At 38.5% G+C, this 17,071-nt stretch carries 6 protein-coding genes; all 6 read right to left on the bottom strand.

Annotated elements, in window-relative coordinates; all coding sequences use genetic code 11:
- The coding region (locus HMPREF9180_RS04760) for an Ig-like domain-containing protein (protein WP_029745405.1) at positions 1–1,397 on the bottom strand (1,397 nt) is incomplete at its 3' end.
- Between the two features lie 272 nt (positions 1,398–1,669).
- Complete coding sequence (locus tag HMPREF9180_RS04755) at positions 1,670–2,377, bottom strand: glucosamine-6-phosphate deaminase (RefSeq protein WP_006145346.1); 708 nt, start codon at positions 2,375–2,377, stop codon at positions 1,670–1,672.
- A gap of 150 nt (positions 2,378–2,527) precedes the next feature.
- The gene (locus tag HMPREF9180_RS04750; protein ID WP_006145345.1) at positions 2,528–5,113 is read right to left on the bottom strand and encodes a GbpC/Spa domain-containing protein; all 2,586 of its coding nucleotides are present in this window, start codon (positions 5,111–5,113) and stop codon (positions 2,528–2,530) included.
- Between the two features lie 235 nt (positions 5,114–5,348).
- Positions 5,349–12,185 (bottom strand): SspB-related isopeptide-forming adhesin, encoded by a 6,837-nt coding sequence (locus tag HMPREF9180_RS0101730; protein ID WP_025168645.1) that lies wholly within the window; start codon positions 12,183–12,185, stop codon positions 5,349–5,351.
- Between the two features lie 390 nt (positions 12,186–12,575).
- Positions 12,576–15,752: a carbamoyl-phosphate synthase large subunit gene (gene carB / locus HMPREF9180_RS04745; RefSeq protein WP_006145343.1), complete on the bottom strand. Its 3,177-nt coding sequence runs from the start codon at positions 15,750–15,752 to the stop codon at positions 12,576–12,578.
- A 197-nt stretch (positions 15,753–15,949) separates the two neighbouring features.
- Positions 15,950–17,032: a carbamoyl phosphate synthase small subunit gene (locus tag HMPREF9180_RS04740; RefSeq protein WP_006145341.1), complete on the bottom strand. Its 1,083-nt coding sequence runs from the start codon at positions 17,030–17,032 to the stop codon at positions 15,950–15,952.
- Positions 17,033–17,071: the final 39 nt, after the last annotated feature.

The raw sequence follows: 17,071 nt of genomic DNA, 5'->3' as shown, positions 1-17,071 counted from the left end.
GAGGTTGTTGTCGGCGCTTCTGTCGTTGTTGTCGTTGTGGTTGTTGTCGGCGCTTCTGTTGTTGTAGTCGTTGTGGTTGTTGTCGGCGCTTCTGTTGTGGTTGTCGTAGTTGTGGTTTGTTCTTTTGGATTGACGATTGTTTTTGTAACTGATTTATCAGCTCCAAAATCTGTTGCATTCACTTCTGTGTCTGCTGTATTTATCACATAACCCTTTGGTGCTTCAACTTCAGTTAAGATATACTTGTCTTTCAAAAGGCCAGTTACTGTAATTTTCCCTTCAGCATCTGTAACATACTCACCAATCACTTGATTGTTAGCTTGTCGAACAACCTTAAATTTAGCACCAGCTACTGGTTGGTTTTCATCATCAACTTTATGGATATGAATCGTGAATACATATCCAATACCTGACCCACCAGATACTTGAACTACAGTTGATTGTACAACCTCTTTAATAGTTATTCCTTTACCTTTTAAGACAGCGTCATTATTCAAGATTTCGCCATCTGCTGGTGAATAATTGGCTTGAACATTATATTCAATGCGGTACTGGTCATTTTCTGTAATATCACCAAGTTGAATAACAAATGACTGACCATCTTCACTGACTGTAACAGTATGTTGGTCTGTTACATCTGTTCTATCTGTAAATTCCCAGAGACCTTTCACATAGTCAAACTTACCCTTGATCACTCGAATACTATCTTTGATATAAGATGCATTAGAAAACTTCAACGTGTCTTCTACAGTTGCATCTTGGACACTTTCTTTAGTACGGTTAATTGAGATAGTGTAAGAAAGTATATTTTGCTCTGCATTACTTACCCAACCTGTTTTAGAAAAAAGCTCTGGGTTTCCATCTCCAACACCGGTAAAGTTAACCTTGTCAACGATCTGTGTTTTTCCATTAATTGTTACCTCGACAGGGATTTCTCCTTTTTCAGGGTGTTTTTGGAAATCCACTCGAGTATAGACAAAGAAAGATCCACTGGTATCAGAGTGCTTTTCTACATAATCCGTATACGTTAATACGATATGTTTTTTAGTTTCGTCGATTTTAGCATTTGCGATGACTTCATTTGTTTTTTCATCACGAATCTCAAAATTTTCTGATTCGATATATAAAGCATCTGACAAATCTACAACCGTGGTATCACCAGCTTTAACATCTTTATCTGTCAAATCATATGTTGCGTTAAGCCTAAATGTAACCCACTGTTCCAAATCTTTCTCAAGATTACCACCTGAATTATTTGCAATATCTAATGATGTTATGGCATCAATAGTCTTACTACTTGCTGTATTTTCTGCAAAAGCTTTGTTCAAGCTAAGAGAAAAAATGATCGTAAATAAGCAAATAATGAACGAAAAAAAAGCTATTTTTTTCTTATTCACCTTAAATAGTCTCCTTAAATTTAATTGTTTAGACATTAAACGATTTCAGTATACCAGTATTTTTTACTAAAGTCTAGTTTTATTCATAAAATAGTTTGAAATATATTTATAAAAAACACTTTTTATATATTTTACGTTTATTAGGTGTTGTTATTTTATAATCCGTTCTTTTTTAAACCTGACTGCTAGATATTTTTAAATGTTTACTTATCAAATATCAAACAAAAAGACCAATCAAAGTAAACCATAGATTGGTCTATATAAATGTCAACTTATTTCTTTAACAAGCTAAGTGCTTCTGCATCCGCAATAATAGTCACATCCGAATGATTTTGCAAACTACTTGCTGGTAGATTTTCAGTCACTGGACCTTCAACAGTTCCGGCAATAGCTTCTGCTTTTGACGGGCCATAAGCGAAGAGAAGAATAGATTTGGCATCTAAGATATTTTTAATACCCATTGAAATAGCTTGTGTTGGTACGTCTTCGACTTTATCAAAGAAACGAGCATTAGCCTCAATGGTAGACTGATCAAGGTCTACAAGATGTGTTTGGCTATCGAACGGAGTTCCTGGTTCGTTAAATCCAATGTGACCATTTCGACCAATTCCCAAGATTTGCAAATCAACCGGATGATCAGCAAGAATTTGATTATAGCGTTCTACTTCTTCTTCTGCATTGTCTTTAACTCCACGAGGCAAAAAGCTTTCTTTGAATGGCTTTTTATTGAATAGATTTTCTTGCATAAAGTAACGATAAGATTGTGGGTTATCTCCATCAAGACCTACATATTCGTCCAAGTTGACACTTGTAAGGTTTGAAAAATCAAGGTCACTCTCTACGATTTCTCTGTAGAACTCAAGTGGACTGCTACCTGTCGCAAGTCCTAATGTTTGAGCACCATTTGCTAACTTTTCTTTTAAAATTTCAAAAGCTACTTTTCCACCTTCTTCAGGATTTTTTACTTGAATAACTTTCATAATTGTTCCTCCATATTTCTTTATTTCATTATATGGTATAGACCAATTTTTGTCAAGTGTAAACGGTTTAATATTTTAAATTTTATAGGATAAAGTTAAGTAAAAAAAGAAGACTAAACTAGTCTTCTCTTTTTAAACTGTCAGAATGAATTAGTCTTCTTTTTTCTTTCTTGACAAAGCATAACCGGCAGTAGCTAAACCAATAAGTGCTGAATAAGTCATGAATGATTGTTCAACTGAACCAGTATTTGGCAATGATTTCTTAGATGATTCTGGTTTTGATTCTGGCTTAGGCTCTGGTTTTGGTTCTGGCTTAGGCTCTGGTTTTGGTTCTGGCTTAGGCTCTGGTTTTGGTTCTGGCTTAGGTTGTGGTTTTTCATTTTCCTTGATAAGCACAACATTTTTATTCCATTCAACAACTGGTTTTTCTGTTTCTTTCTTAACAGGATCCTTCAGCAACTCAGGTGCTTCTGGTTTAACCGGTTCACTTGGTAGGACAGGTACAGTTTTATATTCTGGTTCTGTCGGTGGAACTGGTTTTTCTTTAACAGTTGGTACTTCTGTCAATTCTGGTTTTTCAGGTTTAACTGGAGGTGTTGGTTCTGTTGGTTTAACTGGCTCTTCACCTGGATCTTGAGGGAAGCCAACGTTTGAGTTGATAGAGAACCAATAGAGAGTTGCTTCACCTGTTGCGTTAGCACCTTTTGCTGTAAATTCAAGATGACCATCTTTCAAAATAACAGCAGCACCACCATAGTAAAGGTAAGGGCTCTTAGGATCATCCCAACCCTTAGTTTCACTTGAAGAGTCTGCATTAAATGTAGCACCTTGATCCATGTATTGGTTTTGTTCTTTAGCAGATACTTCTTTTGTCGATGAATCTTGGTCTACACTTGAATTTGGAAGTTTAATAAACTCTTTGTCACCAATGTTTACAGACTCAACGTGAGGAGTATCTTGGTGTTTCATTTTTGGTGTGTATCTCAAAACACCTGATGTAGCGTCTACAGTGTAAGAACCGATAACGTCTGATTTATCACCGAATGTGTAATCTTCAGTACCAACTGAGTGACCATTTCCGCCACCAGATGCGTTCACTGTTGTAGCATCAACTGCTGTTTCTCCAGTTACTTTGAAGGCATCATCAACCCATGTTGCTTTTTGAGCAACAATTTTCAAAGGATTATCAGCATTGATATCAACTTCTGCACTACCGAAGTCAGCCTTACCGCTTTTCACAACAACGTCTGCACCATCAAGTTTTGGTTCACTTCCATCTGAATATGGATCCCAAGTTCCACGAACTGTATTGCCTTCGCTATCTTTAGCTTCAACAACTAGAGGACGAGGTTTGTCATTTTCAACATAAGATGCACCATTCCAGTGGTTAAGTGAGTTAAGGGCAAGGATTGCATTGTGTTGTGACAAATCAATCAATTGGTCATTTTCATCATAAAACTCAATGTCAACACCAACTGTAACTGGGTTTTCAGTATCAGTTGAGCTACCAATTGTCATTGTAACCGCTGGATCGTTATAAATTTGAACGATTCCTTTTCCATCTGATGATGGAAGGCTCTTCACATCGTATTTATAAACAACTTTTGCAATACGTTTTTCTTCGCTACCTTTTACAATTTTAGCTTGAGTAAGTCCTGTGTATGTCACATCAAATTTATCTCCGACTTTTACAACTCCCCACTCAATTTCATTATTAGCATATGGGTTTGTAGTTGTCAAATCAGAATCTTGTAGATTCTTTGTTTCATACATTTTAGTAGCTTTACCATCACCGTACATGCGAGATTGACCTTCTTTTGTCAAGTAAGTTGTTAATCCAGTTGTTTGGTGTGTGATTTTAGTTGTTTCGCCATCAGCAAGTTCTTCAGATAGGAATGTCAAATCTTGTTTGTATTTCTCAGGATTTCCACCACGCTCTGCAACCATCTTATTGAAGGCATCTTTAGCATCATCGTATTGTGCTTTTTTCTTGTTGTAAATTTCGAGCTCAATCAAGTAAGCAGCTTGTGCTTCATCATAAGCAGCTTTTTTAGTCTTGTAGTCAGCTAATTTAGCTTCATATTCTGCTTGAGCTAATTTATTACTTTCAGTAGCTTCTTGATTTGCTGTTACAGATGCATTGTATGCTGCAAGTGCTGTGTTATATTCTTCAAGAGCTTTTTCATAAGCAACACGTGCTTCTTCATTACTCTGTTCTACTGCTGTTTTTTCTGCTGATTTTTCAGTCAATTCTTTTTTATAAGCAGTAAGTTTTTCGTTGTAAGCTGCAAGCTCTTTATCGTAGTTTGCTTGTGTAGCAGCATTTTTAGCATCAACTTCAGCTTTTTCTTTTTCGTAAGCTTCTTGATTTGCTGCCACTTCAGCTTTATAATCAGCCACAGTTTTATTAATATCAGTAACTTGTTTTTCGTAATCTTTAGCAGCGGCTTCCTCTGAATCTTGCTTTTTAGTCTCAGTTTCTTTAACTTCAAGACCTTCATTTGTGGCAGCAGTTTTAGCTTCTTCCAATTTCTCTGGAACTGCAACTTCTTTTGTTTCTTCTCCAGCTACTGTTGTAATTGAAGTAACCGGTGTAGTTGCTGATGAAGTTTCATCGGCAGATACAGTCGCAATACCTGCAGCAGCAATCACTGTTGCGACCGCAACAGAACCAAAAGCAACTGAGGTTTTTCTCAAGGCATACTTAATCGTTTTATTATTCTTTAACGATGACATGACAATTCCTTCTTTTATTTAAGATTTAAAACATTCTCAAGAAAAAGATTTGATTCTTAAAAACATACTAATTTTATCAAAAAAAATATGTGATTTCAATAATTTTTATTTTCTTTCAATAAAATTTCATAGACATTTAAAAATAATAAAAAGGCCTTGCTCTTACGAGCAAAGCCTCTTCATTTCAGAACTAAAATCGTTAGTTCATCGCTAAATGAATGCGATTTTGTATATTTTATTCTTCACGTTTTTTACGTTTTACAACCAAACCTAGACCTACAAGACCAAGCGCAGCACCAAGTGCAGCAACTCCAGATTTAGATTGTTCACCAGTATTTGGCAACTCAGGACCTTTAGGTTTTTCTGGTGTTGGCGGTGTTGGCGGTGTTGGCGGTGTTGGCGGTGTTGGCGGTGTTGGCGGTGTTGGTGGTGTTGGTGGTGTTGGTGGTGTTGGTGGTGTTGGCGGTGTTGGCGGTGTTGGTGGTGTTGGTGGTGTTGGTGGTGTTGGTGGTGTTGGTGGTGTTGGTGGTGTTGGCGGTGTTACCTTGTTGTTAAACTCAGTATCTTCAGGCATTTGTGAAGTAAGGGTCAACACTTTACCATCCTTAGTTACAGTAACTCCAACAGTCACTACCATCTTGTCATACTCAACTCCAGCCTCTGTACCTTTCACTTCTTCTACATGATAGATATGAGTGCCTTCTTGACCACGTTTGAACTCAAGAGCTGAGAACTTGATCTTACCTTCTGCATCGTTGCTTACAGTTTCAATTACGTTGCCATCTTTGTCTTTCAACACGAAGCTGAATTCTCCAGCTTTCAACGCACGACCTTCCAATTTCTTCGTGAAGTTGAATTCAACTTTTACTGGGATATTAACAACACGTTTTTCAGTTGGTTTTTCTGGTTTTTCAACTGATTTCTTAGTTGGATCATATTGGTGAACAATTTGAGAAGCTGTATTTTCAATATCTACACCTTCCTTAGCAGTGTCCTTGATATGTGCAAGAATATCAAACTTATAGTAACGACCAAACGCTAGCTTAGTAGTATCAATTACTTGTGTATCTTCCGCATCACCGAGTGATTTAGTCAAATCAACCTTAGACGTAGCAGTAATAACACCATCTTCAACCTTGATATCGAACTTGTCAGTCACATCAGCTCCAGTTACTGAATCGTAAGCCTTAATTTCAGATACATTAACATCCAAGTTTTCGTTGTCATATTTATCTGTAATTCCTAAAGATTGAATATTGTGACCTTCTTTGAATTTAGTTGTATCCAACCATACTTGGTAAACAACCTTATCACCTTTATGGAGTGTTTGAGTATTGATATTTTGCTTTTCATTATTATCAACATTGTCCACATATGGATCTTTGTTGGTATCAGCTACTTTATCAGTCAACTCTTTATCATCATCCAGAAGTTTAGTTCCAGTAATATCAAATTTTTCTTCATTAAGGATGTATTTTTCTGGGTTAAACTCAGGAGTTTCTGGTGGAGTCACACGGTTGTTAAATTCTTTATCCGCAGGTTCTGTCACGTTTGTGATCAAGGCTTTCGCAGTACCGTCATGAGATACTGTTACAGTTACTTCTGCTTTCATTGTATCGTATGATACAGTTTCGTCTGTACCCTTAACCTCTGTTACAGTGTACTTGTAAGTACCTTCTTGACCCTTCTTGTATTTAAGGGCAGTAACAGTTTCACCAGCTTTATTAGTGTAATCTACTGGAGCAAACTTGATCTTGCCAGCCGCATCGTTGGTTGCAGTCGCAATCACAACATTGTCGCTGTCTTTCAACTCGAATGTGAATTCGTTAGCTTTCAGTTCACGACCTTCCAATTTCTTAGTGAAGTTAAATTCTACTGAGATTGGAACACTGTTGACACGTTTTTCAGTTGGTTTGTTTGGTTTTTCAACAGTCTTGCTTACTGGGTTGTAGTAGTTAACGACTTGTGCTGCCTTGTTTTCAATATCTGCACCAGCTACGACATCATCTTTCACTGTTGCTGGGATATCGAACTTGTAGTAACGTCCGAATTCGAATTTAGTTGTATCGATCACTTGTGTGTTTTCAGCGTCGCTAAGTGACTTCGTGAAGCCATCTTTCAGGTTAGCTGTCAGAACACCATTGTTATCAGAGATATCGAATTTCGTCGTAACGTCTGCACCAGTAACGGAATCGTAAACCTTGATATCTGAAGCATTAACAGTCAATTTATCCTTGTCGTAGTTATCTGTGATTCCTACTGTTTGGATATTGTCTTTGTTGTTTGCGTCAAATTTAGTTGTATCCAACCATACTTGATAGTAAAGTTTTTGACCACGTTCAACTGGTTTCGTATTCAAATTTTCATCTTCGTTGTTGTTAGTTGTATCCACATATGGGTTTGTATTTGTTTCACCATATTTATCTGTCAACTCAGAATCGTCATCAGCGAGCTTCGTACCTGTAATATCGAATTTCGCTTTAGAAACAACGTATTTCTCTGGTTGGAACTTAGGCTCTTCTGGAGGGCGAACTGTGTTATTAAATTCTTTATCGGCAATATCTCCGACCTTAGCAACTAAAGCTTTAGCTGTACCATCATGAGAAACAGTGACTGTTACAACAGCCTTCATATTGTCATACGTAACGGTTGAGTCTATACCAGCAACTTCTACTACTTTGTAACGGTAAACACCGAGATCATTGTTTGTGTATTTAAGGCTAGTGAATTTAATCTTACCATCCTTATCATTAGTTGCTGTTTCAAGAACATTGAATTCATCATCGTCTAACAATTGGAAAGTAAACTCATTCGCTTTCAATTGACGACCTGCAAGAGCTTTCTTGAAGTCAAGTTCAATTTGAATTGGGACGTTGTTTACACGTTTTTCAGTTGGTTTGCTTGGTTTTTCAACTTTTTTAGTCGTTGGGTTGTAGTAGTTTACTACTTGAGCCGCACTATTCTCGATGTCTACACCACCAGGAACATCAGCTTTCACTGTTGTTGGGATATCGAACTTGTAGTAACGTCCGAATTCGAATTTAGTTGTATCGATCACTTGCGTGTTTTCTGCGTCACCAAGTGACTTCGTGAAGCCATCTTTAAGGGTTGCAGTAATCACACCATCATTTACAGCGATATCGAATTTATCAGTTACTTCTGCACCTGTTACAGAGTCGTAGGCTTTGATGTCAGCTGCATTAAGATTTAATTTAGCTTCATCATAGTTATCTGAGATACCAACTGTTTGGATGTTGTCCTTGTTAGCAGCATCAAATTTAGTTGTATCCAACCATACTTGGTAAACTAATTTAGAACCACGTTCAACAGTCTTAGTATTTAAGTTTTCCACTTCATTATTGATGGTATTATCCGCGTATGGATTCGCGTTTGTTTCACCATATTTATCTGTCAACTCAGAATCGTCATCAATGAGCTTATCACCAGTGATATCGTATTTCTCTTTAGAAACAACGTATTTCTCTGGTTGGAACTTAGGTTCTTCTGGAGGAGTAACTGTATTGTTGAACTCTTTATCAGCAGCATCTGTTACGTTGGCAACAATTGCCTTTGCTGTACCATCATGTGATACAACTACTTTAACAGTAGCAACCATTGTGTCATAATTGACAGTTGCATCTGCACCAGGAGTTTCTTCTACTGTGTAGTTGTAAGTCTTACCAAGATCATCGCGACCGAACTCGAGAGTCTTGAAGACAGCATTACCAGCAGCATCATTCTTCACGCGTTCAACTTCAACGCCGTCTTTCTTCAATACGAATTCGAATTCGTTGGCTTGAAGTTCACGACCATCCAAACGTTTAGTGAAGTTCATTTCCACTGGAACTGGAACGCTGTTGACACGTTTTTGTGTTGGTTTTTCAGGTTTTTCAACTGTCTTGCTTACTGGGTTGTAAACGTGAACTGTTTGGTTGGCTGTATTTTCAATATCAGCACCAGCTTTAACAGATTCTTTCACAGTTGCTGGAATATCAAATTTATAGTAACGTCCAAATTCGAACTCAGTTGTGTCGATAATAGGAGCATGCACTTTATCTTTGATAAATTCATCTTTTGAAGTTGCAGTAATCGTACCATTTTCAACTTTGATGTCGAATTTATTGGTTACTTCTGCACCAGTTACTGAATCATATGCTTTGATATCCGCTGCATTGACGTCCAATTTATCAGCGTCGTATGTATCAGATACACCAACGTATTGGATGTTATTTGCTTCAGTGAATTTAGTAGTATCAAGCCATACTTGGTAAACTAATTTAGAACCACGTTTAACTGTCTTGGTATTCAAGTTTTCTGGTTCGTTGTTAGTGGTCTTGTCTACATATGGATCTGCATTTGTTTCAGTGTATTCATTTGCCAACTCATCGTCGTCGTTCATCAACTTGTTGCCAGTAATATCATATTTCTCTTTAGAAACGACAAATTTTTCTGGTTGGAATTCAGGTGTTGCTGGAGGAGTGACTTTGTTGTTGAATTCAGTATCTTCTTGAGTGTCAGTTGATTCCCCAGCAGCATTCTTACCACCTGTTGAAGCAATATCTGTAACAGTTGTTAAGGTATGGCCATTTTTAGCAACTTTTACACGAACAAATGCTTTCATGGTATCGTATGTCATACCAAACTCTTTATCTGCATCAGCTGGGATAACTTCCTCAACAGAGTATGAGTGGGTACCAATTTTAGTATTGTCATATGACAATTCAGTAAAGGTCACATTTCCTTCTTCATCATTCTTAACTGTTTCAATAACATTACCATCTTGATCTTTGAGAACAAAGCTGAATTCACCAGCTTTTAACTTACGACCGGCTAATTTTTTAGTAAAGTCAAATTTTGTAACAACTGGAGCAACAACATAGTTATTGAAGATTTTATCATCATTACTTGCGCTAAATCCACCTTCTGAACTGTATTTAACTGTAGCTTCCAAGTCACCCTGAGTGTTCTCAGTTACATTGACAGTCATGGTTACTGTCATCGAATCGTAATCTACATTTGCATCAGAACCCTTTTGTTCAGTGATCTTGTATTTATAAGTACCAACTTTGTTAAAGGAAAGCTTGCTGAATGTAGCTTTTCCATCTTTATTGCTTACTGTTTCTTCATGTTTGTCAGGTGTACTTTTCTCTTCTGTTAATTTGAATGTAAACTCACCGTCTGTCAAGACACGTCCGTCCAATTGTTTTTCAACTTCCGGAGTCACTTCAACTGGATTTTGTTTGACGTAGTAATAAATTGGTTGTTTGTATGGTGTTAATGAGTTGAGCAAGTCAACGTTTGTACCGATTCCATTAACTCCACGTTCCAATTGAGCATTTGGAGAAAGATGACCGATATTATCTCCCAAGAATGGTACGAATACAGTTTTCTTAGGTGTGTATCCTGCTGCTGTTTGGAAATCAAATGGAAGTTCTTTACCATTTGGATATTCTGTTTTTGCTCCAGTTCTTGGATCTGTTACTGTGTGCGCAATAGTTGTAAGAGGTGATTTCTTAACTACTAAATCTTCTTTATTATAATCACCTGGTTTAATCGGTTTTGTTTCTGCAAGCAACATGTAACCGTCTGTACTTAATGAACCATCAGTACGTTTGCTTTGTTGTTTTGGATCAAGAAGATAAACACGAACGACTACAGTTCCATCTTCGCCGACGATTTCCTTAATACGCTTAATTCCTGCACGCTCAGCGTCCATGAATTTGGTACCAACAGTATAAGGGCGACTTACATAACCAGATGTTGTATCTGGATCTGCCGTTTGGTACAATTTGTAGCCATCAAATTGACGCTCACCAGATGCTGTGAAGTTTTGTCCTTCCATAGCTTTAGTGGTATATCTAGCCAAATCTTCTTCATTGCCATTTGGAACGTAGTCTTGAACAGTTTTATCTGTTTTATTGGCGTTAAATGTCGCATTGTTTTTATCAACTACTTTATAATAAGTTGTTTTTTCTACAAAACGTGGGATTTTACTGTTAGTATCCGTAATTGTACGACCATTATAAGCAGGTTCTACAACGTTAATAATATCTGTTGATGTACGAGCAGCATATACAGCATCGTATAATTTTTTCTCATCTGGAGTAAGGTTGTGACTAGGAGCGACTAAAGCTTGGATACTCGCACCAACTTCATAACCGTATTGTAGGAATGGTTGAGCTGGTTCAGCTTTACTAGCAGGTGTCCCTTTATCATAATCTACTTGATAAGTTAACTCTCCCTTTGATGCAGTCGCAGTAGTTGTAAATTTTTGAATACCACTTGATGAAGTAATCGTTCTAGTTTCTACTACATTACCAGTCGTTTTATCAATCAATTCAACAACTGTATCTGTAGAATCATCAAATCTCTTATAAGCACGAGAGTAATATTTTGTGTTGTAACGTTCGTTGAAGCGAGTAAGGTCTACAATACTGTATGTATAGTAATCACCTTCTTTTCTTGCATATCCAGCTGGTACAGTTTGAGACCTAACCGTAGCTCCATTTGGATTCTGTATAGTTGGATCAACTGTTTCACCATCTTTTAGATAGGTACTAACACTGACAGGCTTAGAGTTGTGATCTCCAGAAACTGCATCTTCAGTTGTAGCACGACGATTACGAACTTTAGGTTTATCACCTTCTGAAATAGCTGGCTTAGTTTCTTCAGCTTTTTCAACCGGCTTAGCAGTTTCCTTATTAGCAACTTCAGACTCAGTTGAAGCAGGTTTTACTTCTTCTGCTTTTTCTGAAGACACTGGTTCAGATTTAGCTTCTTCTACTTTAGACTCAGAAGTAGGTTTTGCTTCTTCTACTTTATTTTCTACAGCAAGCTCAGCAGTTGCAACATTTGCTACAACATCTTGTTCCTTTTTAGAGGAATCCTCACTTCTGACATCCTTTTTCACCAACTCAGTTTTTTCTTCAGAAGCTGGTTGTGTAGGAAGCTCAGAAGCTTGAACTGCACCACCATTAGCCATCAAAAAGCTAAGAGTTGTCCCTAAAAATACAGATGCAACACCTACCTTATATTTTCTCAAAGAAAAACGTTGTTGTTCCTTTCTTATCATATGAATAAGTTCTCCTTTTATATATTTTACTAACAGAAGGTAATATTTCTACAAATCTTGTACCCTATGCACAATAATTGAAAGCTAGAATTTACCCACTTTAACATTTCTATCATATCAAAAAATCAATATTAATTCAATTAATTATATACTCTGGAAAACGCCTTCTTATTGATTTTAACAGTATTTTTAGCTATCTATAATTTATAATATATATTTACATGTATGCATAAATCAGTCCTTATATACAAGATTTTTTATTTAATAATCTTTTTCATTTATTATATTTCTTTTTCTAAATATTTTAATTTGATTACATTTTAATGATTGTGAAAACCTTATCATTGTTTTCATAAATAAAAAAAGATTCTCCAAAGAGAATCTTATTTTTTAAATCGCTTCTGTGACAAAACTTCTGCTTTCTAATACTTTTAGCATGGCATCTGCTGTATCCAAAGCTGTAAAGAGAGGCACCCCATGTTCGATAGCTGAACGTCTGATTTGCTCTCCATCTTCATCGGCTGTCCGTTTGGTACCAACAGTGTTGATGATAGCTTGAATTTTTCCTTTGCGGACATAGCTTGGGATATCGTGTTCATCATCACCAATCTTACCAACGAGTTGGGCTTGCAATCCATGACTTGCAAAGAACTCCGCTGTTCCTGCAGTTGCAAGGATTCCGTAACCAATATTTTGGAAACGACGCGCTAATTCCAAGGCTTCTTCTTTTGCATCATCAGCGATGGTAAAGACAACATTTCCAAAGGTTGGCAAGTGAAGGTAAGAAGCTTCAAAGGCCTTGTAGAGAGCTTTTTCAAGAGTAGTATCAGAACCCATAACTTCCCCTGTTGACTTCATTTCAGGGCCGAGCAAGCTGTCTACTTTCGCTAGCTTGGTAAAGGAGAAGACTGGCGCTTTGATATGAACTCGTGTACTTTCAGGGTAAAGTCCATCTTGGTAACCAAGTTCTTCGAGACTTTGACCAAGAATCAACTTAGTCGCTACCTGTGCCATAGGGATATTGGTTACTTTTGAAAGGAATGGTACGGTACGGCTAGCACGAGGGTTTACTTCAATGACGTATACTTTCTCATCCTTGATAACAAACTGAATGTTCATCATACCAAGACAGTTGAGGCCAATTGCCAGACGCTTAGTGTAATCTGCAATCGTGTCTTGCACCTTTTGAGACAAGGTTTGTGGAGGGTAAACAGCCATTGAGTCACCTGAGTGGACACCAGCACGTTCGATATGTTCCATGATACCTGGAATGAGAACATTTTGTCCGTCTGAGATGGCATCAACTTCACATTCTTGTCCAACGATATAAGAGTCGACAAGAACTGGATGGTCTGGGCTTGCCTTAACGGCTGTACGCATGTAAGAACGAAGGTCTTCTTCGTTTTCTACAATTTCCATGGCACGTCCACCCAAGACATAAGAAGGACGAACAAGGACTGGGAAACCAATCTTACTTGCTGCAAGCACCGCTTCTTCTTCATTGGTTGCTGTTTGTCCAGGAGGTTGTGGAATATCCAAGTCTTTGAGGGCTTGTTCGAAGAGGTCACGGTCTTCGGCACGGTCTAGGTCAGCGACTTGTGTACCAAGAATGGTCACACCAGCTTTGGCTAAAGGCTCAGCAAGGTTGATAGCTGTTTGACCACCAAATTGAACGATAACACCTTTTGGTTGCTCTAAATCGATAACATTCATAACATCTTCGAACGTTAATGGTTCAAAGTAGAGTTTATCAGATACAGAGAAGTCTGTTGAAACTGTCTCTGGATTTGAGTTCATGATGATAGCTTCGTAACCAGCAGCTTGAATCGCCTTAACTGAGTGAACCGTTGCGTAGTCAAACTCAACCCCTTGACCGATACGGATTGGACCAGAACCCAAGACTAGAACAGATTCCTTATCAGACTTGATAGATTCATTTTCCCAACCATAGGTTGAATAGAAGTACGGAGTTTCTGATTCAAACTCTGCAGCACAAGTATCAACCATCTTGTAAACTGGGACAATCTTGTTTTCTAAACGTAGTTGGCGAACATGGTCAGCCGTAGTTCCCCAAAGTTCAGCAATTTTACGATCTGAGAAACCATTGAGTTTTGCTGTTTTTAGGACTGCTAGATCTTGTGGATGTGCGCCCAATTCTTGCTCAATCTCAAAGATATGCAAGAGTTTATCGAGATAGAAGATATCAATCTTAGTCAAGTCAGCAATCTCTTCTGGTGTATAACCACGACGAATGGCTTCAGATACGTAGAAAAGACGGTCATCCTGTGCTTTGACAACTTTTTCAATCAAGGCATCATCTGAGACTTCTGCAAGTTCAGGCATTTCATTGTGGTGAACTCCAATTTCAAGAGAACGACAAGCCTTAAGAAGTGATTCCTCGATGTTACGACCGATAGCCATAACTTCTCCAGTTGCCTTCATCTGAGTACCAAGACGACGTTCACCCTTTTCAAACTTGTCAAATGGGAAGCGTGGAATCTTTGCAACCACATAGTCAAGGGCTGGTTCAAACATAGCATAAGTTGAACCTGTAACAGGGTTAATAACCTCATCCAATGTCAATCCTACTGCAATCTTAGCAGCCAATTTAGCGATTGGATAACCTGTTGCCTTAGAGGCAAGAGCTGAAGAACGAGATACACGAGGATTTACTTCGATGACATAGTACTTAAAACTGTGTGGATCAAGTGCAAGCTGAACGTTACATCCGCCTTCAATCTTGAGAGCGCGGATAATGCTCAAACTAGCATCACGAAGCATTTGGTTTTCATAGTCAGACATGGTTTGCGCAGGGGCAAATACGATAGAGTCCCCTGTGTGAATCCCGACAGGGTCAAAGTTTTCCATGTTACAAACAACAAGGGCATTATCAGCTGAGTCACGCATGACTTCATACTCAATTTCCTTGAAACCGGCAATGGAACGTTCAATCAAACACTGGGTAACAGGTGACAACTTCAAACCATTTTCAGCAATTTCACGTAATTCTGCTTCATTGGCACACATACCACCACCAGTACCACCTAGAGTAAAGGCTGGGCGGACGATAACTGGGTAGCCAATAGTTGCTGCAAAGGCAACTGCTCCCTCAACCGTGTTTACAATTTCTGATTCTGGAATTGGTTGCTTGAGTTCTTCCATCAATTGTTTAAAGAGATCGCGGTCCTCTGCTTGGTCGATAGCAGACAATTTAGTCCCGAGAAGTTCTACTCCAAGCTCATCCAAGATACCATTTTTTGACAATTCCATGGCCATATTAAGCCCTGTTTGCCCTCCAAGAGTTGGAAGCAAAGCATCTGGACGTTCCTTACGGAGAATACGAGTCACAAACTCAAGTGTAATCGGTTCGATGTAGACCTTGTCTGCAATCTCTTTATCCGTCATGATGGTTGCAGGATTTGAGTTAACCAAAACAACCTCATACCCCTCTTCTTTCAAAGACAAGCAGGCCTGGGTTCCAGCATAGTCAAACTCAGCAGCCTGACCAATAATAATCGGACCAGAACCAATCACCATAATTTTTTGAATATCAGTACGTTTAGGCATTTATAAGATATTAAGGGCGTCAAGCGGACAAAGCTAAAATAGGAGTTATGACGAAGAACTGTCAGTTCTAGAAATAACTATCTTTTTAGCACCGTCCGTAGCCCGTATTCAGTTCAGCAAATACGGACCACCCTTCTCCTTTCTATTCGTCGCCTCACAGGGCGACATTAAATAAATTCTCCGACGATTTTTAGTCGTCATTTATTTGTTTGTTTAAAGGCTTCCATCATCTCAATGAACTCATCAAATAGATAACTTGCATCGTGAGGGCCTGGAGCTGCGTCTGGGTGGAATTGCACAGAGAAACCTGGTTGGTATCTGTGACGCACTCCTTCAACTGACTTGTCATTGATTTCTTCGTGGGTGATAATCAAGTGTTCAGGTAAATCCTCACGGCTGACTGCATAACCATGGTTTTGACTCGTGAAGTCCACGCGCCCTGTCGCAATTTCACGAACTGCATGGTTAAAGCCACGGTGACCAAACTTCATCTTGTAGGTCTTGGCACCATTTGCCATCGCAAAGAGCTGGTGCCCCATACAAATACCAAAGATTGGAATTTTTCCGAGGATACCACGAATCATATCAAGTGCTTCTGGTACATCTTCTGGATTTCCAGGACCATTTGACAACATAACTCCGTCAGGGTTTAAATGCAAGATTTCCTCAGCCGTAGTTGTGTATGGAACTACAGTCACGTTACAATCACGTTTAGATAGCTCTCGTAAAATAGAGTGTTTAAGGCCGAAGTCTACTAAAACAACGCTCAAGCCAACTCCTGGAGCCGGATAAGCAGTCTTTGTAGAAACTTGTCTGATATTATCAGTCGGTAATACAGTTGCTTGAAGTTGATCTGCAATGTGATCCATACTATCGCCAGCGTGTGTTAGAGTCGCTCTCATGGTACCATGTTTACGAATAATCTTTGTAAGAGCTCGAGTGTCAATGCCTGAAATTCCTGGAATTTTCTTAGCCTTCAAGAATTCGTCCAGCGTCATTTGGTTACGCCAGTTGCTGGCTCTACGAGCCTCTTCGAAAACCACAACTCCCTTACAAGTAGGACTGATAGACTCGTAGTCGTCACGGTTAATCCCATAATTCCCTACCAGTGGATATGTGAAGGTCAAGATTTGTCCATTATAAGATTGGTCTGTAATGGATTCTTGATATCCTGTCATTCCAGTGTTAAAGACTATTTCCCCTGTTACATCAATATCTGCACCGAAGGCCTTACCTTCAAAAACTGTGCCATCTTCTAAAACTAGAAGTCGTTTTGTCATATTTTCACCTCTCGTGGACGCTCACTGGCGTCTTTTAAC

This window comes from Streptococcus peroris ATCC 700780, assembly GCF_000187585.1.
In the GTDB taxonomy this organism is placed as follows: domain Bacteria; phylum Bacillota; class Bacilli; order Lactobacillales; family Streptococcaceae; genus Streptococcus; species Streptococcus peroris.
This window is presented reverse-complemented; position numbering and strand designations above follow the sequence as displayed.